Source organism: Microtetraspora fusca (assembly GCF_001570365.1).
In the GTDB taxonomy this organism is placed as follows: domain Bacteria; phylum Actinomycetota; class Actinomycetes; order Streptosporangiales; family Streptosporangiaceae; genus Microtetraspora; species Microtetraspora fusca.
In genome coordinates this window covers 299,368-321,265 of sequence record NZ_BBYK01000038.1, presented here as the reverse complement: position 1 = coordinate 321,265, position 21,898 = coordinate 299,368, and the positions used below count along the sequence as shown (strand labels likewise).

Genomic DNA, 21,898 nt, shown 5'->3' with positions numbered 1-21,898 from the left:
ACTCCACAGAGATCCGCTCGGGCGTTTGACACCGAACCTGGGCGAGGGCGGGTACGACGGCGACGCTCAGCCGATCTCCGGACCCGGCTGTCCGGCACACGGCGCGAGGTGGTCCGCGCCCCGCTGAGCGCCATCACGATAACCGGCGAACCGCGCCGGGTAGAGGGAACGGCACCCTCCATGCCCCGTGGGCCGCGGTTCGCCTGAGGAAGGAAAGAGTTGTGACGATCTCATCGAGGCTCGCGGCCCCCGATAACGCGGAGGTTCCCCAGGGCGGCGACCTCGCCGGGCAGTTGACCGACTTCCTGCGCGAGCACGGCGATGAGCTCATCGAATTCCGTCGCGACCTCCACGCCCACCCCGAGACCGCCTTCAACGAGCACCGCACCACGGAGAAGATCGTCCAGCGGCTGCTGGAGGCCGACCTGAAGCCGCGGATCCTCACCCGCGGCACCGGTCTGTGGGTGGACCTCGGCCGGGACAGCGGCCCCACCGTGGCGCTGCGCGCCGACATCGACGCGCTGCCCATGGACGACGAGAAGGACGTGCCGTACCGCTCGACGGTGCCCGGCGCCTGCCACGCCTGCGGCCACGACGTCCACACGGCCACCGTCCTCGGCGCGGGGCTGTTCCTCGCCGCCCAGGCGGAGGCGGGCGCGCTTCCCGGGCGGGTCCGGCTGATCTTCCAGCCCGCCGAGGAGACGGCGAGCGGCGCGCTCGAGGTCATGCGCGACGGCGGGCTGAGCGACGTGGACCGCATCTTCGCGCTTCACTGCGACCCGCGGATCGACGTCGGGCACGTGGGCCTGCGCACCGGCCCGATCACCGGGTCGTGCGACAGCCTGGCCGTCCGGGTCTCCGGTCCAGGCGGGCACACCGCCCGCCCGCACCTGACGGTCGACCTCGTGTACGCGCTCAGCAAGATCGTCACCGAACTGCCGGCCGCGCTGTCCCGCCGCGTGGACCCGCGCTCCAGCCTCAGCCTCGTGTGGGGCCAGATCACGGCCGGTTCGGCGTTCAACGCCATCCCCGACGTCGGCGTGGCCAAGGGCACGGTCCGCTCGCTCGACGAGGACGCGTGGCAGCAGGCGCCCGACCTCATCGCGGCGCTCCTCACGTCGGTGGCCTCGGCGTACGGCGTCGAGGCGGAGATCGACTACCGCCGTGGCACGCCGCCGACGGTCAACGAGGCGACGAGCATCCAGATGCTGCACGACGCGGTGGTCCAGATGGTCGGGGAGACGGCGGCGGTGCCGACCCCGCAGAGCCTCGGCGGCGAGGACTTCTCCTGGTACCTCGAGTCGGTGCCCGGCGCGCTGGCCCGGCTGGGCACCCGTATTCCCGGTGCGGTCAACGAGGTCGACATCCACCGTCCGGAGTTCGACGTGGACGAGCGGGCGATCGGGGTCGGGGTCAAGACCCTGGCGGCCACCGCGCTCACCGCGCTGTGGGGCGACGGCGCCCGCTGACGGCCCCCTGAAGGTCCCGGTGGGACGCCACCGTGGACATCCCTGAGTGACTCGACGTGCCGGAGTGAGCGGACACCGCTCCTCCGGCACGTTCGTCTGGGCACCGGCTCCCTGCCGCCGTACCCGACCCCTTCCGGCCCTTCCCCGGGCCCCCTTCTCTCACCGGCCACGACGTGCGAAAGCGCCATCGGTGATCTTGTCGTGCGGACCGGTGCCGAGTCCTCCGCGCGCCTCTCGGGATAGATCGAACTTACTCGCTGGTCACAAGGTGGCGAGAGGTGCATAACGGACAGGTTTCGGACTCGTGCGCCCATTTGGTCTATGCAGGTCAAACAACTATCTTCCGTGCAGGGTCGGCGCGCGTCGTGCGCGCGAGACCGGTTGGACGGCGGGGACACGGAAGGGGAGTAATACCTTGCTCCGCAATCGAGTAAGCAAGCTGGCTGCCGCCACTGCTGCGGGCGCCATGCTCATGGCCGCCGCCGCGTGTGGAGGTAGTGACGCCAAGACCGAGACGGGCGCGAGCGCGTCGTCGGAGCCCGCCGCGGCGAAGGCCAAGGTCGGCCTCGCATATGACATCGGCGGGCGTGGTGACCAGTCGTTCAACGACGCCGCCGCCGCGGGCCTGGACAAGGCCAAGGCAGAGTTCGGTCTCGAGACCAACGAGTTGGAGACCACTCCCGGCGAGACGGACGCCCAGAAGGAGGAGCGGCTGCGCCTGCTCGCCTCGACCGGGTTCAACCCGATCATCGCGGTCGGGTTCGCGTACTCCGGGTCCGTGAAGAAGGTCGCCGCCGAGTTCCCGGACGTCAAGTTCGCGATCATCGACGACGCCGACGCCACCGGACCCAACGTCAGCAACCTGGTCTTCGCCGAGGAGCAGGGCTCGTTCCTGGTCGGTGCCGCGGCCGCGCTGAAGTCCAAGAAGGGCAACGTCGGCTTCGTCGGCGGTGTCGAGGTCCCGCTGATCCAGAAGTTCGAGGCGGGCTTCGTGGCCGGCGCCAAGGCCGTCAAGCCGGACATCAAGATCCAGACCAAGTACCTGAGCCAGCCGCCGGACTTCACCGGCTTCAACGACCCGGCCAAGGGCAAGACCGCGGCCCAGGGCATGTTCGACGGCGGTGCCGACGTGGTGTACCAGGCCGCGGGCGGTTCCGGCGGCGGTGTCTTCGAGGCCGCCAAGGCCGCGGGCGCCATGGCGATCGGCGTCGACTCCGACCAGGCGAAGACGGCGGACAAGGCCGTCGCCGACGTCATCATCACCTCGATGCTGAAGAAGATCGACGTCGCGGTCTACGACTACCTCAAGAACTTCGTCGGCGGCAACGTCAAGGCCGGTGAGTCCCGGTTCGACCTGAAGGCGGGCGGCGTCGACTACTCCACCACCGGTGGCAAGGTCGACGACATCAAGGCCCAGCTCGACGACTACAAGCAGAAGATCATCAGCGGCGAGATCACGGTCCCCCAGACCCCCTGACCTGCCGTCTCTCCGAGGGGCTCGGAGCCGACCGCTCCGGGCTCCTCGGCCTACCGTGCCTGTGACCCAGGCACCTCGTGTGGGGGAGGCCGCCATAACCACCGCAATCGCCACAGAGCCCGCCGTTGAGCTGAAGGGGATCACCAAGAGGTTTCCCGGAGTCGTCGCGAACCGGGACATCTGCCTGAGCGTCGCCAAGGGACACATCCACGCCGTCGTCGGTGAGAACGGCGCGGGCAAGTCCACGCTCATGAAGATCCTGTACGGCATGCAGCGCCCGGACGAGGGCGAGATCCGGATCGACGGGTCGGCCGTAAGCTTCCACACCCCGGCCGACGCCATCGCCGCCGGGATCGGCATGGTCCACCAGCACTTCATGCTGGCCGACAACCTCACAGTCCTCGAGAACGTGATCCTCGGCAGCGAGCCGCGCAAGGGCGGTCTCGCCATCGACTTCGGCTCCGCGCGCAAGAAGATCCGGGAGATCTCCGACGCGTACGGCCTCGGCGTCGACCCGGACGCGCTGGTCGAGGACCTCGGGGTCGGCGACCGCCAGCGGGTGGAGATCCTCAAGGTCCTCTACCGCGGCGCCCGGATCCTCATCCTGGACGAGCCGACCGCGGTCCTCGTGCCGCACGAGGTGGACGAGCTCTTCGACAACCTCCGGGTGCTGGTCCGCGAGGGCCTCACGATCCTGTTCATCTCGCACAAGCTCGACGAGGTGCTGAAGGTCGCCGACGCGATCACGGTGATCCGCCGGGGCACGACCGTGGCCAGCGTCGACCCCCGCGAGGTGACCGCGCGCAAGCTCGCCGAGCTGATGGTCGGCAGCGAGCTGCCCAGCCCGGAGACCCGCGAGTCCACCGTCACCGACGTCGTCACGCTGGAGGTCTCCGGCCTCACAATGGCGGACCCGGGGGCCGGCCCCGTCGCGAAGGGCGCCTCCGCCGAGGAACTGCGGGCGGCCGGCGTGCGCCTGCTGCTCGACGACATCTCGTTCACGATCCACAAGGGCGAGGTCCTCGGCATCGCCGGTGTCGAGGGGAACGGGCAGGCCGAGCTGGTCGAGGCCATCATGGGCATGCGGCCGATCAACGCCGGGACGGTCAGCCTGGCCGGCGCGGACATCACCGGCTGGTCCACGCTGAAGCGGCGCGAGGGCGGCATCGGCTTCATCCCGGAGGACCGCCACCGGCACGGCCTGCTGCTGGAGGCGCCGCTCTGGGAGAACCGCATTCTCGGCCACCAGACGCGCGAGCCGAACGTCAAGGGCATCTGGATCGACCGGGCCGGGGCCCGTAAGGACACCCAGCGGATCGTCGAGGAGTACGACGTCCGCACCCCCGGCATCGACGTGGACGCCGCCGCCCTGTCCGGCGGCAACCAGCAGAAGCTGATCGTCGGCCGGGAGATGAGCGGTGAACCGGCGCTGCTGATCGCGTCGCACCCGACCCGGGGCGTGGACGTGGGGGCGCAGGCGGCCATCTGGGACCACCTGCGGAACGCGCGGGCCGCCGGCCTCGCCGTACTGCTGATCTCCGCGGACCTCGACGAGCTGATCGGTCTGTCCGACTCGCTGAAGGTCATCCTGCGCGGCCGGATCGTCGCCGACGTCGATCCCGCCTCCGTGACCCCTGAGCAGCTCGGCTCCGCGATGACCGGCGCCGGCGAGGAGACAGCATGAGTGGATTCATGGAACGCCTGACCGGGCGGGTGAAGCTCGACGGCGTTTTCGCGGTCGTCGCTCCGGTTCTCGCCGTCGTCTTCGCCGGCCTGGTGACGTCCGTCGTCCTGCTGATCGCGGGCAACTCGCCGGTGGACGCGTTCACGACCCTGATCGACCAGGGTTCCACGCCGCGCATCATCGTGCTGATCCTCAACACGGCGGCCGCCTACTTCCTGTCGGCCGTCGCGGTGGCGATCGGGTTCCGGATGAACCTGTTCAACATCGGCGTCGACGGCCAGTACCGGCTCGCCGCGCTCCTCGCCGCGGCCGTCGGCGGGGCGGGGCTGCTGCCCGGCGTGCTCAACAGCCTGCTGGTGGTCCTCGTGGCCGTGCTCGTCGGCGCCCTGTGGGCCTCGATCGCCGGTCTGCTCAAGGTGACCCGGGGCGTCAGCGAGGTCATCTCGACGATCATGCTGAACGCCATCGCCACCGGCCTGACCGGCTGGCTGCTGACCGCCGACCGGCTCGGCGTGCTGAACGGCAACGCGATCGGCACCAAGCCGATCCCCGAGGACGCGCACGCTCCCGGATGGGCACTGATCCCCGGCACGCCGATGGAGGTCAACAGCTTCCTCGTCGTCGCGATCGTCGTCGGCATCGGGTACGCCGTGCTGCTCAACCGGACCCGGTTCGGGTTCGGTCTGCGCGCCACCGGCCGGTCGGAGCCGGCCGCGGTGGCGAGCGGGGTGAACGTCAAGCGCATGGTCATCAGCGCGATGGCCGTCTCGGGGGCGGTGGCCGGCCTCGTCGGCATGCCGGAGCTGCTCGGCGGCTCCTATCAGTACAGCCTGAACTTCCCGGCCGGGCTGGGCTTCACCGGTATCGCGATCGCCCTCCTCGGCAGGAACAACGCGGTCGGCATGGCCATCGGCGCCCTGCTGTGGGCGTTCCTGGACAGCTCTTCGAACGCGCTGCAGATCCTGCACATCTCCAAGGAGCTCGTCGACATCATGAAGGGTGTGATCGTGCTCTCGGTGATCATCGCGTACGAGCTGGTGCACCGGTATCGGATCGTCGCCGCGCAGCACCGGGTCAGCCGCGAGCTCGCCGCTCCGGCCGGGACGGAAGGGGCCGCCGCATGACCGCCACGGACGTCGCCCCCGGAAAGCCGGTGGCCGCGCCGCCGCCGGCCCGGCGGTTCAAGCTGACCTTCCCCGTCCTGCTGATCGGCCTCGCCGCGCTTGTCATCCTCCTGTCGCTGGCCCGGCTGGTGACCGGCGCCAACGACATCACCTCCGGCGGCACGATCAGCGCCGCGCTGGGCCTCGCCGTACCGATCGGTCTCGCCGGGCTCGGCGGCCTGTGGTCGGAGCGGGCCGGCGTGGTCAACATCGGCCTCGAAGGCATGATGATCCTCGGCACCTGGTTCGGCGCCTGGGGCGCGCTCCAGTTCGACAACCCCTGGGTCGGGGTGCTCGCCGGGGCGGTCGGCGGCGCGATCGGCGGCGCCGTCCACGCGCTGGCCACCGTGACCTTCGGCGTGGACCAGATCATCTCGGGTGTCGCGATCAACATCGTCGGCCTCGGCTTCACCCAGTACCTCTCCAAGCTGGTCTTCTCCCCAATGAAGGGCGGCGGCGCCAAGCAGTCGCCGCGTGTGCCGATCATGGGGACGTTCGACGTGCCGGGGATCGGCCAGCCCCTGCTGGATCTGCAGAACAAGCACTGGTTCCTGGTGTCGGACGTCGCCGGCATCCTCCACGGGCTCACGCAGAACGTCTCATACTTCACGATCCTGGCGATCCTGCTGGTGCCGCTGTCGTTCTACCTCCTGTGGCGTACGGCCTTCGGCCTGCGGATCAGGTCCTGCGGCGAGCGGCCGGTCGCCGCGGAGTCGCTGGGCGTCAACGTCTACCTGTACAAGTGGATCGCGGTGATCGTCTCCGGAGGGCTCGCCGGCCTCGGCGGGGCGTTCCTGTCGCTCATCGCCGCCGGAATCTACCGTGACGGGCAGACGGGCGGGCGCGGCTACATCGGCCTGGCCGCCATGATCTTCGGTAACTGGCGGCCCGGCGGCCTGGCCGGCGGCGCGGCCCTGTTCGGCTACACCGACGCGCTCCAGCTCAGGCAAGGCGGTACCTCGGTGCACGCGCTGCTGCTCGTCGTCGCCCTGCTGCTCGCGGCCGTCGCGGTCTTCCAGCTCGTACGGCAGCGCAGGAACCGGGCCGCCCTGGTGACCGGGATCGCGGCGATCGGGGTCTTCGCGGTCTTCGCGGTAACCGACACGGTGCCGGACGCCTTCACATCGTTCACGCCGCACCTGACTACGCTGCTGGTGCTCTCACTCGCCTCGCAGCGGCTGCGCATGCCGGCCGCCGACGGCGTTCCCTATCGCAGAGGACAGGCCAAATGACCAAGCCGACCATCGACTGGGACGCGCTGCGCGCCCAGGCGACCGAGGCCATGGCGCACGCGTACGCGCCGTACTCCAAGTTCCCCGTGGGCGCCGCGGCGCTGGTGGACGACGGGCGGGTGGTCACCGGCTGCAACGTCGAGAACGCGTCGTACGGCGTCGGGCTGTGCGCGGAGTGCGGCCTCGTGTCGGCGCTGCACTCGAGCGGCGGCGGGCGGCTGGTGGCGTTCACCTGCGTGGACGGGCACGGAGAGCTGCTGATGCCGTGCGGGCGCTGCCGCCAGCTCCTGCTGGAGCACGGTGGGCCCGAGCTGCTGGTCGAGACCCCGGAAGGCCCCTGGCGGCTGGCGGACCTCCTGCCCTTCGCCTTCGGCCCTGACGACCTGTCGCGATAAATCGGGATGTGCGGTTTCCTCCGGGGCCGTACGTGAAAGAGGGGGGACCATGGGGTTCGACGCGATCGAGATCATCACCACCAAGCGGGACCGGCGCGAGCTGTCCACCGCCCAGATCGACTGGGTGATCGACGCGTACACCCGGGGCGGCGTGGCCGACGAGCAGATGTCCGCGCTGGCGATGGCGATCCTGCTCAACGGCATGAACCGCAGGGAGATCGCCGACTGGACCCTCGCCATGATCCGTACCGGCGAGCGGATGGACTGGTCGGCGCTCGACCGGCCGACCGCCGACAAGCACTCCACCGGCGGCGTGGGCGACAAGATCACCCTGCCGCTCGCCCCGCTCGTCGCGGCGTGCGGCGCGTACGTGCCGCAGCTCTCCGGGCGCGGGCTCGGCCACACCGGCGGCACGCTCGACAAGCTGGAGTCGATCCCCGGCTGGCGCGCGTCGCTGTCCAACGACGAGATGCTGCACGTCATCCGCACCGCCGGCGCCGTCGTGTGCGCGGCGGGCACCGGCCTCGCCCCGGCGGACAAGAAGCTGTACGCGCTGCGGGACGTGACCGGGACGGTGGAGTCGATCCCGCTGATCGCCTCGTCCATCATGTCCAAGAAGATCGCCGAGGGCACGGGTTCGCTCGTCCTCGACGTCAAGGTGGGCTCCGGCGCGTTCATGAAGAACGTGGACGACGCCCGCGAGCTGGCCGAGACCATGGTCGCGCTGGGCGGTGACGCCGGGGTCAGGACGGTCGCCCTGCTCACCGCGATGGACCGGCCGCTCGGCCGGGCCGTGGGCAACGCCCTGGAGGTCGCGGAGTCCGTCGAGGTGCTCGCCGGGGGCGGCCCCTCCGACGTCGTCGAGCTGACCGTACGGCTCGCCAGGGAGATGCTGGAGGCCGCCGCCGTACCGGGGGCCAAGGACCCCGAGCAGGCGCTCAAGGACGGCTCCGCGATGGACGCCTGGCGGCGGATGATCGGCGCCCAGGGAGGCGACCCGGACGCGCCGTTGCCCGTGGCGGCCGAGACGATGGACGTCGTCGCGCCGTCCTCGGGCGTGCTGCGCCGGCTGGACGCCCTCAGCGTGGGCGTGGCGGCCTGGCGGCTCGGCGCCGGGCGCGAGCGCAAGGAGGACGCCGTCTCCTTCGGCGCCGGTATCACGCTGCACGCCAAGCCGGGCGACACGGTGCGCGCCGGGCAGCCGCTGATGACCCTGCACGCCGACGAAGCGGGACGGTTCGAGCGGGCGCTCACCGCGCTTGAGGGCGGCTACGAGATCGGCGAGGCCGCCGACCCCGCCCTGTTCCCGCTCGTGATCGACCGCATCACCGGAGAGGACCTCGCGCGGGACTGACCTCCCACGCGTACGGACCGGCGCTCGTCCCATAGTGGGCGGGCGCCGGTCCGGTTGAAGGGGAGCGAACCGGGCCCGTAGTCTCCCGGCCCGTATCGAGCCGAGGTGACGGCGTCAGCCGAGATGGGCCGTGAGGACCTCGAGATGGGTGGGCGCGGCCTCCGCGTGCCGCTTCCTGCCCTCGTCGGTGAGCAGGACGAACACGCCCCGGCGGTCGGCCTCGCACAGCGCGCGGGTGACCAGGCCCTCGCGCTCCAGGCGGGCGATCAGCCGGGACAGCGCGCTCTGGCTCAGGTGGACCTCGTCGGCGAGCTCCTGCACGCGGAACTTCTCCTTGCCGCCCACGTCGCAGGTGGAGAGGCCCTCCGCCAGGCGATCCAGCACCTCGAACTCGCTCACGCCGAGGCCGTGCCGCTCACCCAGCTCGCGCTCGAGCGCGCAGGAGACGGTGGCGTGCCGTAGGAGCAGCTCGCGCCACCTGTCGATGACGTCATTGCCGGTTTTGTGGCGAGTCATCCCAGCCTCCTTTTCGCGCGGAGCCTAGCATGGGCGGCTGGTGCATGCAAACGCATTAAATGTTTGTGCATTGAATGCAGATGCATGTAATGTCTCCCGCCATGACCTCCTCCAGAACGAGCGAGCGCTGGGGGGCGCCCCTGTGGGGTGCGCTCAGCGTTCTTTGCGCAGTCGTCTTCCTCGACGCCCTCGACGTGTCGATGGTGGGAGTGGCCCTACCCTCCATCCAGGCCGACCTCGGCATGTCCACCTCCGCCCTCCAGTGGGTAGTGAGCGGGTACGTGCTCGGCTACGGCGGCCTGCTCCTGCTCGGGGGCCGCACCGCCGACCTGCTCGGCCGCCGCCGGGTCTTCCTCATCGCACTGGCCGTCTTCGCCGTCGCGTCCCTGCTCGGCGGGCTGATGAACGACGGCGCGCTGCTGATCGCGGCGCGCTTCATCAAGGGCATGAGTGCTGCCTTCACCGCCCCCGCGGCGCTGTCGATCATCACCACGACCTTCGCCGAGGGGCCGGCCAGGAACCGCGCGCTGAGCATCTTCACCGCCTGCGGCGCGAGCGGCTTCTCCCTCGGACTCGTGCTCTCCGGCCTGCTGACCGAGCTCGGCTGGCGCTGGACCTTCCTGATGCCCGTCCCGGTGGCGATCGTGGCCCTGGTCGCCGGCCTCCGGCTGCTGCCCCGCTCCGACGAGCGCGGTGAGGGCGGCCACGACATCCTCGGCGCGGTCACGATCACCGCGGCGATGCTGCTCCTGGTCTTCACCGTGGTCCAGGCGCCGGACGTGCCGCTCTGGCGGACCGCGCTCTCCGCGATCGCCGTGGCCGCGCTGTTCGGGCTGTTCGTGTGGCTGGAGCGCCGGGTCCGGCACCCGCTGGTCCGCCTCGGCATCCTGCGCTCCGCGCCGCTGGTCCGGGCCAACATCGGGCTGGTCATCCTGTTCGGCTCGTACGTCGGCTTCCAGTTCGTGGCCATGCAGTACTTCCAGAACCTGCTCGGCTGGTCGGCGCTGGAGACCGCGCTGGCGTTCCTGCCCGCCGGGCTGCTGGTCGCGGTCAGCTCGACCAAGATGGGCGACCTCGCCGACCGGTACGGCACCGGGCGGCTCATCGCGCTCGGCTCGGTCGCGCTGCTGGCGGGCTACGCGATGTTCCTGCGGCTGGACGCGCACCCCAGCCTCGCCACCATGATCCTGCCCGGGATGGCGCTGCTCGGGATCGCGTTCGGGCTCTCCTTCCCGTCGCTCAACATCCAGGCCACCAACGGCGTGTCCGACGACGAGCAGGGACTCGCCTCCGGCCTGCTCAACACGTCCGGCCAGGTCGGCGGCGCGGTGGTGCTGGCCATCGTGACGGCGGTCCTGACCTCCGGCTCGACGGCCGACCCCATCGGCGCCTTCCGTTCGGCGATCATCGTCTCGGCCCTGTTCGCCCTGCTCGGCCTGGCCGTCGCGGTGAGCGGCCTGCGGTTCCGCTCCCGCTCCCGGTCCGGTACGGCGACCGCCGCCGCGGAGCAGGTCCTCGAAACGGTCTGACAGCGGGTGAGGGGCGCTCCACGGGGGAAGCGCCCCTCACGCGTGTTCTCGTACTACATCGCCAGAACCACGATCTCGGCCGTTGCCTCGCCACCCTCGGCCTCGCTGATCAAGCCGACAAAACGCGAGAACGTGCGGGTGATCAGAGTGCGCCCAGGGCCCAGTGGGGGTGGGCCTCGGCCCGGCCGTCGAGGGCGACGTCGCGGAGGCGGCACGACCGCACCTCGACGGCGGTCGCGGAGGAGACGCGGTCGCTCTTCCGGGACGAGGGGCCGGTCTCGACGACCACCTCGTGGTCGTTTCCCCAGCCGTGGACGCGGCGGACCTCGGTGCCCGGCGGCAGCGAGGCCAGGCAGCTCCCGCGGACCCGGCCCGCGACGGCGTCCACCGTCGCCACCCGGACCGCGGCGCCCCTCCCCGGGCGGGTGACCTCGCTGACCACCGCCAGGGTGCGCCCGCCGGGGGACGCGACGGCGGCCACGGGCAGGCCGGGGGTGAGCAGCGGGGCGTCCAGGCGCATCCGGCTCAGCAGCCGGCCGTTCGGACGCATCCGCACGAGATCGACCGGCCTCCCGGCGCCGACCTGGCCGATCGTTCCCGTGACCGTGCCGTCGTCGGCCACCGCGAGGACGTTGAGCCTGCGCGGCAGCGTCCAGTTGTGGCGCCGGGTGAAGTCGCGCACCCGGGTCGGCCGGGCCCGCCCGTCGGTGCCGAACCCCGCCGCCAGCCAGCGGCCCGACGGCGACATCGCCAGCGACGCGTCCTTGGTGAGCCGCTGCCCGACCTCGACGAGCTCGCCGCCCTCAGGCACCGAGTGCCGCCGATCGATGACCACGAAGTCCGACCAGGAGGTGTTGTAGTAGGCGATGTTGTTCCCGTCGGGGCTGATCACGAGCAACTGGTTCCCGCCGGGGTCGGTTTTGACGCCCGCGTCATAGATCAAGTACTGCCGCCCCTCGGTGGTGACCACGCGCCACTCGAAGCACCGGCCCTCCTCGGTGTCGTCCACCAGGCAGCGGGCCCGGTAGGCGTACCGGATGGGGGCGTCCACCGTGGAGGGGAGCATGTCACCGGACGAGTCGTCCTCGTCCGGCATCTCGTAGGGGGTGGCGTACGGGCCCTCGGCGGTGTGGTCGGACCCTTCGTTGAGCGTGCCGACCAGGACGGCCGTGCCGACGACCGCGGCCACGATCACGAGGGCGGCCACGGTCATGGACACGCCGGTGACGAGGGAGCGTCGGGTGGAGCGGCGCGGCCGCGTGGCCCCCACGATCTGGTCGAAGACGTCGCCCACGGGCGGCATCTCGGAGGCGAGGGCGTCCAGCGCGCGACGCAGCGCCTCGCCCTCCGGGCCGAGATCCGCGGCTCCGGCGGCGTCCGGCGCGGCGGTCCCGCCGGCCCAGGGGAGCACCGACGACGGCACCGAGGTCCAGGAGTGCTGCGGGGGCGTCTCCTGCTCCGGGGTCGGCGAGGCCCAGGTCGTCGCCCACCCTGCGGTGTCGGGCTCCGGCGCGGGCGCGGCCTCCGTCTCCCGCGTCACGAGACCCGAAACGTGGACGCGCAGCTCCGCGACGGCCGCCGCGATCTCGGCCCGCGCCGTCCCCGGATCGGTACGGCACAGCGCGGCGGCCTCGGCCTCCGGCACCCCCTCGTGGAAGCGCGCCACGACCAGCGCGCGGCGCGACGGCGGCAGCGCCCCCATGGCGTCCCTGAACGTCGGCGGGCCGACACCGAGGACGTCCAGGCTCTGGGCGGCGGGACCCCTCACGCCGGGGGGCGACGTCAGGAAGGACGCGAAGAGCTCCTGGCGGGCCGAGTCGGCGGGCCTGGCCCAGCGGACGGCGGGCCAGGTGAGCGCGATCCTGGTCAGGACGTCGACCACGAGGGCCCGCGCGGTCCACCGGTTCCCCGTGAGCAGCAGGGCCGTACGCGCCAGCGGCTGGGCCTGGTCGGCGGTGAACGCGTCGAACCCCTGCAACCCGCCCAGGGCGCCCTCGGAGCTCATCGGTGCCCTCCACTGGTGCCGGGCGGACAGTTGCCGATATTTCGCAATATGCGATGCGTACGGCGGCCACATTAACGGAGTTCCGAACTCCGGGCCCGGCAGATACGTCTAATCGGGTGGCACGCAATCACATCCGGCCGCAGTGGAACGTTCGACAGGAGAACCGCCATGAAGACGTCGCGCGCCCTGGCTCTCGCCATCGTGCCGATCGCCGCCACTCTCGCCTGCGGGAGTGCGACGACGGCCGCGAACGGCGCGAGCGGTGGGATCGCCGGAGACACCACCGCCACGGTCGCCTCCACGGGGACCGGAGCCGGGCGGGAGAGCGCCGCCCCGGCCGCCGCGACCGGCACGCCCACGGGAAACGCCGCAGCCGCCAGCGGGAATCCGGTGGCCAAGCCGGGCGAGCCCGCGCCGCCCACGAGCACCAAGCCGGTCACCGTGTCCCGCAACCCGGCCAAGCGCCCCACGGTGACCGGGGTCAGGTTCGCCCGGCATGCGGGTTTCGACCGCGTCGTGATCGACCTCGCCGGCCCGACGACCGGCTACTCCGTCGGCTGGACGGACGCGCTGACGTACGACGCGTCAGGCGAACCGGTCGGCCTCACGGGCGGGGCGTACCTCCAGGTGCGTCTCACCCCGGCGGCCGCGCACGACAGCGCGGGCAACGCGACCTGGAAGGGCCCCCGCAAGGTCGCGGCCAACCTGCCGAACGTCCGGCACATCGTGAACAACGGCGACTTCGAGGGCGTCGTCAGCGTCGGCCTCGTGCTCGCCCGCAAGGCCGGTTTCCGGGTGCTGGCGCAGTCGGGGCCGTCCAGGATCGTCATCGACGTGGCCCACTGACAGACTGGGACACATGGTACGGAAGATCGACGCAGCCACCCGGATCCCGGTCCCGGGCGGAAAGGTCATCGACGAGTACGTCGGACGGGTCAACAGCGGCGACGAGCGGGTCTCGATCGCGCACATGCAGGCTCCCCCGGAGTGGGAGGAGCCCCCGCAGACACCGGAGTTCGCCGAGTACACCCTCGTGCTCAAGGGCTCGGTGATCATCGAGCGCGAGGGCGGCGTCACCGAGGTCGAGGCGGGTCAGGCGTTCGTCAGCGAGCCGGGCGAGAAGATCCGCTATCGCTCCGGGCCGTCCGGGGCCGAGTACGTGGCCGTGTGCCTCCCGGCGTTCTCGCCCGAGACTGCCAACCGCGACGACGCATAATCGGCAAACAGTGCATGATCCGTGTTTTCGCAGGTGGCATAGGATGCCGAGATGAGTGAACGCGGCGCCCGGGGGGTCGGGCGCCGCCGGGCGCGGAGGAGTGACGACAAGCGATGAGCGAGCGACGCAGCGGTCATATCGAGGCCGCGGACACGAGCGGGCGGACCGGTTTCGCCCGGCGGGCGGGGGAGCGCGCGTGAACACCCTGACAAGGGAGCAGATCCGCCAGGCGCCCAAGGTCCTGCTGCACGACCACCTCGACGGGGGCCTGCGCACCGAGACGATCATCGATATCGCCCGCGACACCGGCTACGGCAGGCTGCCGTCCACCGACCCCGCGAACCTCGCCGCCTGGTTCCAGGAGGCGTCCGACTCGGGATCGCTCGAACGCTACCTGGAGACGTTCGACCACACCGTCGGGGTCATGCAGACCCGTGAGGCGCTCGTCCGGGTCGCCGCCGAGTGCGCCGAGGACCTCGCCGACGACGGCGTCGTCTACGCCGAGGTCCGGTACGCGCCCGAGCAGCACACCTCGGGCGGCCTCTCGCTGGACGAGGTCGTGGAAGCGGTCATCGAGGGCTTCCGGATCGGCTCGCTCGGTCCCGACGGCACTCCGAGGATCAGGGTCGGCACGCTGCTGACCGCGATGCGGCACCAGGCCCGCTCGATGGAGATCGCCGAGCTGGCCGTGCGCTACCGCGACGCGGGCGTGGTCGGGTTCGACATCGCGGGAGCCGAGGCGGGCCACCCGCCCACCCGCCACCTCGACGCCTTCGAGTATCTCCAGCGGGAGAACGCCCACTTCACCATCCACGCGGGCGAGGCGTTCGGGCTGCCCTCGATCTGGCAGGCCATCCAGTGGTGCGGGGCCGACCGGCTCGGCCACGGCGTCCGGATCATCGACGACATCACGCTGTCCGACGACGGCGAGGCCAAGCTCGGCAGACTGGCCGCGTACGTCCGGGACAAGCGCATCCCGCTGGAGATGTGCCCGACGTCGAACCTGCAGACCGGGGCCGCGCCGTCCATCGCGGAGCACCCCATCGGGCTGCTGCGCCGGCTGAACTTCCGGGTCACGGTCAACACCGACAACCGGCTGATGAGCGCGACCAGCGTGACCGGGGAGTTCGCCAAGCTGGTGGACGCCTTCGGCTACGGCTGGGACGACCTGCAGTGGTTCACGGTCAACGCGATGAAGTCGGCGTTCATCCCCTTCGACGAGAGGCTCGCGCTGATCAACGGTGTGATCAAGCCGGGTTTCGCCCGACTTAAGTGGCAGGCATGAAACAGGTTTTCCGCTCCAAGCTGGCGTGGGTCTTCGGGTGGGCGTGGATCGTCTTCGCGGCCTGGAACGCCTGGGACCTGATCTCCCGCGGCAGCATGCCGTCCGCGCTGATCGCGGGTGCGGTGCTCGGCGTCATCACCGTGTTCGTCGGGCTGTTGGCGCTGCGCCCGGCGATCATTCCGGAGGAGGGCGGCGTCCGGGTCCGCAACCCGTTCCGCACCGCGTACGTGCCGTGGAACTCGGTGGACGAGGTACAGGTCTCCAACGCGATCGTGATCGTCGCCGGTGACACGACCGTCCGGTGCTGGAGCCCCCAGCCGAGCGCCCGCGAGCGGGCCAAGGCGATCCGCCGGGCGAGCAAGGCACAGGCGTCCGAGCAGCGGCCGCACGAGGCGGCCGCGGCGGGCCGCACGCACGCCGACTGGGTGGCGCAGCAGCTCTCCGAGATGGCGGTGCTGCGCAAGCGGGACGCCTCGGGGGCGACCAGCATGTCGTGGTCGCCCGTGGCGATCGCCGGCCTCGCGGCCGCGGTCGCTCTCGTCGTGGTGACCATCGCCCTGGCCTGAGCCGCGGTGACGGCCGCCCCACGCGGGCGGCCGTCCACATCCCTGCCGGGACCCGCTTCGCCAGGCGTACGCGCCCTGCTCTTGCGCGCGTACGCCCCGCGGGTCCCGCTTTTACGCGCGTACGCCCGGCGCTACCCGCCGATCGCGGCGGCGAGGTCCGCCTTGAGCGCGGCCAAGTCGGCGGCGGCCGCCGACCGCGCCCGCTCGACGTCCCCGGACGCGGGCCCCGTGACCGGGACGACCACCTCCAGGTAGCACTTGAGCTTCGGCTCGGTGCCGCTCGGCCGGACGACCACGCGGGCGCCCCCGGCGAGCCGGTACCGCAGGCCGTCGGTCGGGGGCAGCCCGCCCAGACCCGCGGCGAGATCCTCGGCGGACTCGACCTCCCGGCCGCCGAGCTTGGCGGGCGGCGCCGCGCGCAGCCCGGCCATCGCCCGCTGGATGATCGACAGGTCCTCGACCCGGACGGAGAGCTGGCCGGTGGCGTGCAGGCCGTACCGGCGGGCCTGCTCGTCGAGCAGGTCGAGCAGCGTCCTGCCGTCCCGCCGGGCGGACGCCGCCAGGCCCGCGACGGTGAGCGCCGCGCCGATCCCGTCCTTGTCGTGGACGGGCAGCCCGGCGGCGGAGCCGACGCTGTATCCCAGCGCCTCCTCGTAGCCGAAGATCAGGCCGGGACCCGCCTTCATGATCCATTTGAAGCCGGTCAGCGTCTCCGCGTGCCGTACGCCGTGCGCGGCGGCGATCTTGCCGAGCAGCGACGACGAGACGATCGTCGTCGCGACCAGGCGGTCGTCGCCCGAGGTGGCGCGCAGGACGTGCTCGGCCAGCAGGCAGCCCAGCTCGTCGCCGCTGAGCATCCGGTAGCCGCCGCCGGGGAGGGGCACTCCGGCCGCGCACCGGTCGGCGTCCGGATCGTTGGCCAGGACGATGTCCGCGCCGATCTCCTCCGCGAGGCCGAGCGTGAGGTCCATCGCCCCCGGCTCCTCCGGGTTGGGGAAGGCGACGGTCGGGAAGTCCGGGTCGGGGTCGCGCTGCGCGGCGACCATCTCCGGCACCGCGAAGCCCAGGCCGCGGAACGCCTCCGCGAGCGTCTCCGCGCCGACCCCGTGCAACGGCGTGTACGCGACGCGGACGTCCCGGGCGTCGCCGACCGGCAGGCCGGCCAGCGCCCGCAGGTAGGGGACGACGATCGCCTCGTGGGTGAGGGTCTGCCAGGAGTCGCCGAGCGGCAGCTCGTCCACCCGGCCGACCGCGTCGATCGCGTGCGAGATCTCCGCGTCGATCGGCGGCACGATCTGGGCGCCGTCTCCCCAGTAGACCTTGTAGCCGTTGTCCCGGGGCGGGTTGTGCGAGGCGGTGACCATGACGCCCGCGTCCGCGTCCAGGTGGCGTACGGCGAAGGCCAGCACGGGCGTCGGCCACCTGCCGTCCATGACGGAGGCGCGCAGGCCCGCGCCGGTCAGCACGGCGGCGGTGTCCCTGGCGAACACGTCCGAGTTGCGCCGCGCGTCGTAGCCGATCACGACGTGCCGGCCGGGGCCGAGGACGCGGGCCAGACCGGCGGCGGCGCGCATCACGGTCACCCGGTTCATCCGCGCCGGGCCCGCGCCCAGCTCACCGCGCAGGCCGGCCGTGCCGAACTCCAGCCGGGAACCGAAGCGGGAGGCCAGCTCGGCCTCGTCGCCGCGGGCGAGGAGCGCCTCCAGCTCCGCGCGGGTCTCCGGGTCCGGGTCCTGGGACAGCCACTCCCGCGCCCGCCGGATGAGATCGCTCATGAACGCCCCTACAGCTTGTCGACGACCTTGGCGAGGAGCACGCCCATCCGGGCCGCGGTGGCGCGGCCCACCTCCAGGACCTCCTCGTGGTTGAGCGGCTCGCCGACCAGGCCGGCGCCCGGGTTGGTCACGAGCGAGATGCCGAGCACCTCCGCCCCCGCCTCGCGGGCCGCGACGGCCTCCAGCACGGTGGACATGCCGACCAGGTCGCCGCCGAGCGTGCGCAGCATCCGGATCTCCGCCGGGGTCTCGTACGTCGGGCCGCGGAAGGCCACGTAGACGCCTTCGGCGAGGGAGGGGTCCACCTCGCGGGCGAGGTCGCGCAGCCGGGGCGCGTACACGGAGGTCAGGTCGATGAAGGTGGCCCCGGTGATCGGGTTCGCGCCGGTCAGGTTGATGTGGTCGCTGATCAGGACCGGGTCGCCCACGTTCTGGGTCTCGGGACGCAGGCCGCCCGCGGCGTTGGTGAGGACCACCGTGCCCACCCCCGCGGCGACGGCCGTGCGCACGCCGTGCACCACCGGCTCGACGCCCCGGCCCTCGTACAGGTGCGTACGGCCGAGCAGGATCAGGGCGTTCTTCCCCGACGTCGTCCTGACCGCGCGGATCGTGCCGGCGTGCCCGGCGACCGCGGGCGGGGCGAAGCCGGGCAGCTTCGTCACGGGGAACTCGGTGACGGTCTCGCCGATCGCGTCCGCGGCCGGGACCCAGCCCGACCCCATGACGAGGGCGACGTCGAAGGATCCGATGCCGGTGAGGTTCTTCAGGGTGGCCGCGGCCTCTGCCGCCAGTGCGTAAGCGTCGTTGGTCACGTTCACCGAGCGTACAGAAGCGGATGAACCACCCCCGCCAGAAAACGGCGGGCTCGACGCCGCGCGACGAGATCTGGCGACATCTGCCAAAACCGGAGAGGCCCGACGGTAAGGGATGAACCGGGCAGAAGGCCCGCGGCGCTCAGTCGCCCAGGGACTTGCAAGGGCGGGTCCGCAGATCCTTCACGTAGTCGTCCGGCGCCCCGGCCTTCTCCGCCGCGTCCGCGATGATGCCGAGGTGGCGGGCCGACGGCAGGCCGCCCTCGTAGGAGTCGAGGACGTACGTCCAGGCCAGCACGTCGCCGTCGAGCGTCGCGACCCGGACCCGGACCTTGCGGTAGAAGCCCAGCTCCGTGCCGGTCCACTGGTCGAGCGACGCCTCGTCCCACTCGGGAACGTCGTACAGGACGACGAAGACCTGGTCACCGGAGTCCTCGACGATCGTGGCGAGCGCGCCCTCCCAGGCGACGTCCTCGCCGCCGAAGGTCAGCCGCCAGCCCGAAAGCCAACCGGTGCCGCGCATCGGCGAATGCGGGGCCCGCTCAGCCATCTGCTTGGGATCCATGTTGCTGCTGTAGGCCGCGTAGACAGGCACGGCACGAAGCCTAAACCACGAGGCGCGTCACCGGACGGCCATGACGAAGGACCCGCCATCTCCCGATGAAATCGGGGGCTTCGCGCGTAGTCGAACCCTTACGCATCCCCCTCATCCCTGACTAGCGGGATGATGCGGGAGAATAGGGCACGTGACAAGGATCGTGATCATCGGTGGCGGCCCCGGCGGGTACGAGGCGGCACTGGTCGCCGCTCAACTGGGAGCGCAGGTCACCGTCGTCGAGCAGGACGGGCCGGGAGGCGCGTGCGTGCTCACCGACTGCGTGCCGTCCAAGACGCTGATCGCCACCTCGGTCCGCAAACAGGCGCTGCTGGACGCGGCCTCGGTGGGCGTCCACTTCGACGGAGGGCCGGATGGCGACACCGGCGGCGTCATGGTCGAGATGCCCCTGGTGAACAAGCGCGTCAAGGAGCTGGCGCAGGCGCAGTCCGCCGACATCGCCGCGCGGCTCGCGGCCGAGGGCGTCGAGGTCATCCGCGCCAAGGGCCGGCTCGTGGACCCCCAGGTCGTACGGGCCGGGGACCGGACGATCCGGGCCGACGTCGTCATCGTCGCGACCGGGGCGCACCCGAGGGTGCTGTCCGGCGCCGAGCCGGACGGCGAGCGCATCCTCACCTGGCGCCAGCTCTACGAGCTGCAGGAGATGCCCGAGCACCTGATCGTGGTCGGCTCGGGTGTGACCGGCGCCGAGTTCGCCGGCGCCTACCGCTCGCTCGGCTCCGAGGTGACCCTGGTCTCCTCCCGCGACCGGATGATGCCGAACGAGGACGCCGACGCCGCCGAGGTGCTCGAAGAGGTCTACCGCCGCCGCGGCATGAACGTCATGGGCCGCTCCCGCGCCGCCTCGGTCAAGCGCACCGAGCACGGCGTGGTCGTCACGCTGGAGGACGGCAGGACCGCCGAGGGCAGCCACTGCCTGATGACCGTCGGCATGATCCCCAACACCGAGGGCATCGGCCTTGAGGAGGCCGGCGTCCGGCTCGACCGGAACGGCTTCATCGAGGTCGACAAGGTCTCCAGGACCTCCGCGCCCGGCGTCTACGCGGCGGGCGACTGCACCGGCGTGCTCATGCTCGCCTCCGTCGCCGCCATGCAGGGCCGCATCGCCGTCTGGCACGCCCTGGGCGAGGCCGTGCAGCCGATCCGCCTCGCCACCGTCGCCGCGAACATCTTCACCGACCCCGAGATCGCGGCCGTCGGCGTGTCGCAGCGGCAGATCGAGTCCGGCGAGATCGAGGCCAACGTCGTCAAGCTGCCGCTGGCCACCAACGCCAGGGCCAAGATGCAGGGCTTCAACGACGGCTTCGTCAAGCTCTTCTGCCGTCCCAACACGGGTATCGTGCTCGGCGGCGTGATCGTGGCGTCCCGCGCGTCCGAGCTCGTCCTCGCCCTGTCGGTCGCGGTGCAGCACCGGCTCACGGTCGACCAGCTCGCGCAGACGTTCGCCGTCTATCCCTCGCTGTCCGGGTCGATCACCGAGGCGGCCCGCCGCCTCATGTCACCGCTGACCACCGTGATCTGACAGCCGGGTCCTGACCCGGCGCAGCGACGCCCTGCCGTGCTCCACGGCCGAGACGGCCCCCTGTAGCTCGCCGGGGGTGCGCGCGACCGTGAGCACGTGCCTGGCCGCCTCGTACGCGTCGAGCGCGGCGCGCCACTCCCGCTGGTCGCCGGGCTCCGTCGGCGTTCCGTCGTCGCCTCGCCGCAGCTCCGCGTCCATCGTGTTGATCTCGTCGCCGAGCTGGGAGAGGTCCTCAGCGAGCACCTGGCGCTCCAGCTCGAAGGCGGCGGCGTCGCGCTTCCCACGCCGGTGGGCGGCGGCCCAGAAGAGCAGCGTGATCGCGAGCCCGATGCCGCTCAGGACGACCAGGAGGAGCCCTGTCGTGGTCCGTACGGGATCCTCCGCGATCGCCCGATCGGCGGCGTCGAGGCTCCGGTCGTCGCTCGGGGAGGGCGACGGCAGCGTGGTGGGGGCGACCGCCGGTATGCCGCGCGAACCGGCGAGGTTCACGTCCCGCGCCTGCCCGAAGGACGCGCCCTCGACGTTCGCGCCGGTGAGGTCGGCGCCCTCCATCTCGGCCTGGGTCAGCGTCGCCCCGCCGAGGTCGGCGGCGGCGAACACCGCGCTCTCCAGGTGGGCCTGGCCGAGCTTGGTGCCGCGCATCGTCGCCCGGGTGAAGTCGGCGGTCCGCGCCTTCACCTGGCCGAGGATCGCCTTGCTGAGTTCGGCGCCGACGAAGGTGGTGCCGGTGAGATCGGCCTGGGTCAGCTCCGTACGGGCCAGGATCGCGCCGGTGAGGTCCGCGCGGCTCAGGTCCGCCTGGCCCGCGTAGGCGTCCTTGAGGTTCGCGCCGCGCAGTTGCGCCTGCCTGCCGTGCAACTGGCCGAGGTCGGCGCCGCTGAGATCGGCCCCGCGCAGGTCCACGCCTTCGGCGTGCGCCAGGGTCAGGTCGGCCTCCCTGAGCGAGGCGTCCCGCAGGATCACCCCGCGCATGTCCCGGCTGGTGAGGTCGGCGCCGTCGAGGGTGGCGCCGGTCAGGTTCGCGCAGCGCAGGTTCAAGGGGAGGTCGTCGGCGCCGCTGAAGTCCTCGCCGCGCATGTCCGGCCCGCTGCCGGGCCGGCAGCCCGCCGACAGCGCCGCGGTATCGGCGCCCGCGGCCGCGGCGCCGAGCGGTATGGGGAGCGCGATCGCCGCGATCGCGAGCACGACGGACAACGCTCGAAAGCGACGCAACGAAAGCCTCCTCGCAAACCTCCGAAGAATGATCTCAAGTCTCTCGCGGTGAAGGTACGCCGCACGCCTG

The 21,898-nt window shown here is 71.7% G+C and carries 19 protein-coding genes; 13 read left to right on the top strand and 6 right to left on the bottom strand.

Going from position 1 to position 21,898, the window contains the following annotated elements; all coding sequences use genetic code 11:
- The first annotated feature begins 221 nt into the window (after nucleotides 1-221).
- From AWQ68_RS01575 to AWQ68_RS01545, 7 genes are all read left to right on the top strand, one after another.
- The gene (locus AWQ68_RS01575) at nucleotides 222-1,469 is read left to right on the top strand and encodes an amidohydrolase (RefSeq protein ID WP_084463554.1); all 1,248 of its coding nucleotides are present in this window, start codon (nucleotides 222-224) and stop codon (nucleotides 1,467-1,469) included.
- Between the two features lie 415 nt (nucleotides 1,470-1,884).
- Complete coding sequence (locus AWQ68_RS01570) at nucleotides 1,885-2,946, top strand: BMP family lipoprotein (protein ID WP_218006740.1); 1,062 nt, start codon at nucleotides 1,885-1,887, stop codon at nucleotides 2,944-2,946.
- A gap of 61 nt (nucleotides 2,947-3,007) precedes the next feature.
- Complete coding sequence (locus AWQ68_RS01565) at nucleotides 3,008-4,630, top strand: ABC transporter ATP-binding protein (RefSeq protein WP_245655699.1); 1,623 nt, start codon at nucleotides 3,008-3,010, stop codon at nucleotides 4,628-4,630.
- Nucleotides 4,627-5,754: an ABC transporter permease gene (locus AWQ68_RS01560; protein WP_084463553.1), complete on the top strand. Its 1,128-nt coding sequence runs from the start codon at nucleotides 4,627-4,629 to the stop codon at nucleotides 5,752-5,754. The genes AWQ68_RS01565 and AWQ68_RS01560 overlap by 4 nt, the downstream gene beginning before the upstream one ends.
- Nucleotides 5,751-7,025 carry an ABC transporter permease gene (locus AWQ68_RS01555; protein WP_066933322.1) on the top strand — a complete coding sequence of 425 codons (1,275 nt, stop codon included), beginning with the start codon at nucleotides 5,751-5,753 and terminating at the stop codon, nucleotides 7,023-7,025. The genes AWQ68_RS01560 and AWQ68_RS01555 overlap by 4 nt, the downstream gene beginning before the upstream one ends.
- A complete protein-coding gene (locus tag AWQ68_RS01550; protein WP_066933319.1) occupies nucleotides 7,022-7,420 on the top strand; it encodes a cytidine deaminase in 399 nt (132 codons plus the stop codon). Before AWQ68_RS01555 ends, AWQ68_RS01550 begins: the two co-directional genes overlap by 4 nt.
- A 49-nt stretch (nucleotides 7,421-7,469) precedes the next feature.
- Complete coding sequence (locus AWQ68_RS01545; protein WP_066933316.1) at nucleotides 7,470-8,774, top strand: thymidine phosphorylase; 1,305 nt, start codon at nucleotides 7,470-7,472, stop codon at nucleotides 8,772-8,774.
- Between the two features lie 114 nt (nucleotides 8,775-8,888).
- Here the strand turns inward: AWQ68_RS01545 and AWQ68_RS01540 are convergent, their stop codons facing one another.
- The gene (locus AWQ68_RS01540; RefSeq protein ID WP_066933313.1) at nucleotides 8,889-9,290 is read right to left on the bottom strand and encodes a MarR family winged helix-turn-helix transcriptional regulator; all 402 of its coding nucleotides are present in this window, start codon (nucleotides 9,288-9,290) and stop codon (nucleotides 8,889-8,891) included.
- Between the two features lie 101 nt (nucleotides 9,291-9,391).
- On the opposite strand from AWQ68_RS01540, the gene AWQ68_RS01535 reads away from it, so the two are divergent.
- Nucleotides 9,392-10,819 (top strand): MFS transporter, encoded by a 1,428-nt coding sequence (locus tag AWQ68_RS01535; RefSeq protein ID WP_245655698.1) that lies wholly within the window; start codon nucleotides 9,392-9,394, stop codon nucleotides 10,817-10,819.
- Nucleotides 10,820-10,961: 142 nt separating this feature from the next.
- Here AWQ68_RS01535 and AWQ68_RS01530 read toward each other — a convergent pair whose 3' ends face one another.
- The gene (locus tag AWQ68_RS01530; protein WP_066933307.1) at nucleotides 10,962-12,824 is read right to left on the bottom strand and encodes a SigE family RNA polymerase sigma factor; all 1,863 of its coding nucleotides are present in this window, start codon (nucleotides 12,822-12,824) and stop codon (nucleotides 10,962-10,964) included.
- A gap of 168 nt (nucleotides 12,825-12,992) precedes the next feature.
- Here AWQ68_RS01530 and AWQ68_RS41920 point away from each other — a divergent pair, with 168 nt between their 5' ends.
- The 4 genes from AWQ68_RS41920 to AWQ68_RS01510 all read left to right on the top strand — a co-directional run bounded on the left by AWQ68_RS41920 (nucleotide 12,993) and on the right by AWQ68_RS01510 (nucleotide 15,891).
- Entirely contained in the window at nucleotides 12,993-13,670 is a 678-nt protein-coding gene (locus AWQ68_RS41920) for an AMIN-like domain-containing (lipo)protein (RefSeq protein ID WP_157544763.1), read from the top strand.
- A 13-nt stretch (nucleotides 13,671-13,683) separates the two neighbouring features.
- Nucleotides 13,684-14,040, top strand: a complete 357-nt coding sequence (locus AWQ68_RS01520) for a cupin domain-containing protein (RefSeq protein ID WP_066933304.1) — start codon at nucleotides 13,684-13,686, stop codon at nucleotides 14,038-14,040.
- Between the two features lie 196 nt (nucleotides 14,041-14,236).
- A complete protein-coding gene (locus tag AWQ68_RS01515; RefSeq protein WP_066933302.1) occupies nucleotides 14,237-15,325 on the top strand; it encodes an adenosine deaminase in 1,089 nt (362 codons plus the stop codon).
- The gene (locus tag AWQ68_RS01510; RefSeq protein ID WP_066933299.1) at nucleotides 15,322-15,891 is read left to right on the top strand and encodes a PH domain-containing protein; all 570 of its coding nucleotides are present in this window, start codon (nucleotides 15,322-15,324) and stop codon (nucleotides 15,889-15,891) included. Before AWQ68_RS01515 ends, AWQ68_RS01510 begins: the two co-directional genes overlap by 4 nt.
- A 131-nt stretch (nucleotides 15,892-16,022) precedes the next feature.
- Here AWQ68_RS01510 and AWQ68_RS01505 read toward each other — a convergent pair whose 3' ends face one another.
- The 3 genes from AWQ68_RS01505 to AWQ68_RS01495 form a co-directional block, all read right to left on the bottom strand.
- Nucleotides 16,023-17,666, bottom strand: a complete 1,644-nt coding sequence (locus tag AWQ68_RS01505) for a phospho-sugar mutase (protein ID WP_066933296.1) — start codon at nucleotides 17,664-17,666, stop codon at nucleotides 16,023-16,025.
- Nucleotides 17,667-17,674: 8 nt separating this feature from the next.
- Entirely contained in the window at nucleotides 17,675-18,478 is an 804-nt protein-coding gene (locus AWQ68_RS01500) for a purine-nucleoside phosphorylase (RefSeq protein WP_066934181.1), read from the bottom strand.
- A 142-nt stretch (nucleotides 18,479-18,620) separates the two neighbouring features.
- Entirely contained in the window at nucleotides 18,621-19,073 is a 453-nt protein-coding gene (locus AWQ68_RS01495) for a gamma-glutamylcyclotransferase family protein (RefSeq protein WP_066933293.1), read from the bottom strand.
- A gap of 151 nt (nucleotides 19,074-19,224) precedes the next feature.
- Between AWQ68_RS01495 and AWQ68_RS01490 the strand changes: the two genes are divergently transcribed.
- Nucleotides 19,225-20,616, top strand: coding sequence for an NAD(P)H-quinone dehydrogenase (locus AWQ68_RS01490; RefSeq protein WP_066933289.1), 1,392 nt, complete (start codon nucleotides 19,225-19,227; stop codon nucleotides 20,614-20,616).
- On the opposite strand, the gene AWQ68_RS01485 is transcribed toward AWQ68_RS01490, so the two are convergent.
- Nucleotides 20,593-21,828 (bottom strand): pentapeptide repeat-containing protein, encoded by a 1,236-nt coding sequence (locus AWQ68_RS01485; protein ID WP_218006739.1) that lies wholly within the window; start codon nucleotides 21,826-21,828, stop codon nucleotides 20,593-20,595. The genes AWQ68_RS01490 and AWQ68_RS01485 overlap by 24 nt on opposite strands.
- Nucleotides 21,829-21,898 lie beyond the last annotated feature (70 nt).

Excerpts from the sequence above, each read along its gene's own strand:
- AWQ68_RS01560 (WP_084463553.1), top strand. The coding sequence starts at position 4,627 with ATGAGTGGATTCATGGAACGCCTGACCGGGCGGGTGAAGCTCGACGGC.
- AWQ68_RS01555 (WP_066933322.1), top strand. The coding sequence starts at position 5,751 with ATGACCGCCACGGACGTCGCCCCCGGAAAGCCGGTGGCCGCGCCGCCG.
- AWQ68_RS01550 (WP_066933319.1), top strand. The coding sequence starts at position 7,022 with ATGACCAAGCCGACCATCGACTGGGACGCGCTGCGCGCCCAGGCGACC.
- AWQ68_RS01545 (WP_066933316.1), top strand. The coding sequence starts at position 7,470 with ATGGGGTTCGACGCGATCGAGATCATCACCACCAAGCGGGACCGGCGC.
- AWQ68_RS01540 (WP_066933313.1), bottom strand. The coding sequence starts at position 9,290 with ATGACTCGCCACAAAACCGGCAATGACGTCATCGACAGGTGGCGCGAG.
- AWQ68_RS01535 (WP_245655698.1), top strand. The coding sequence starts at position 9,392 with ATGACCTCCTCCAGAACGAGCGAGCGCTGGGGGGCGCCCCTGTGGGGT.
- AWQ68_RS01530 (WP_066933307.1), bottom strand. The coding sequence starts at position 12,824 with ATGAGCTCCGAGGGCGCCCTGGGCGGGTTGCAGGGGTTCGACGCGTTC.
- AWQ68_RS41920 (WP_157544763.1), top strand. The coding sequence starts at position 12,993 with ATGAAGACGTCGCGCGCCCTGGCTCTCGCCATCGTGCCGATCGCCGCC.
- AWQ68_RS01520 (WP_066933304.1), top strand. The coding sequence starts at position 13,684 with ATGGTACGGAAGATCGACGCAGCCACCCGGATCCCGGTCCCGGGCGGA.
- AWQ68_RS01510 (WP_066933299.1), top strand. The coding sequence starts at position 15,322 with ATGAAACAGGTTTTCCGCTCCAAGCTGGCGTGGGTCTTCGGGTGGGCG.
- AWQ68_RS01505 (WP_066933296.1), bottom strand. The coding sequence starts at position 17,666 with ATGAGCGATCTCATCCGGCGGGCGCGGGAGTGGCTGTCCCAGGACCCG.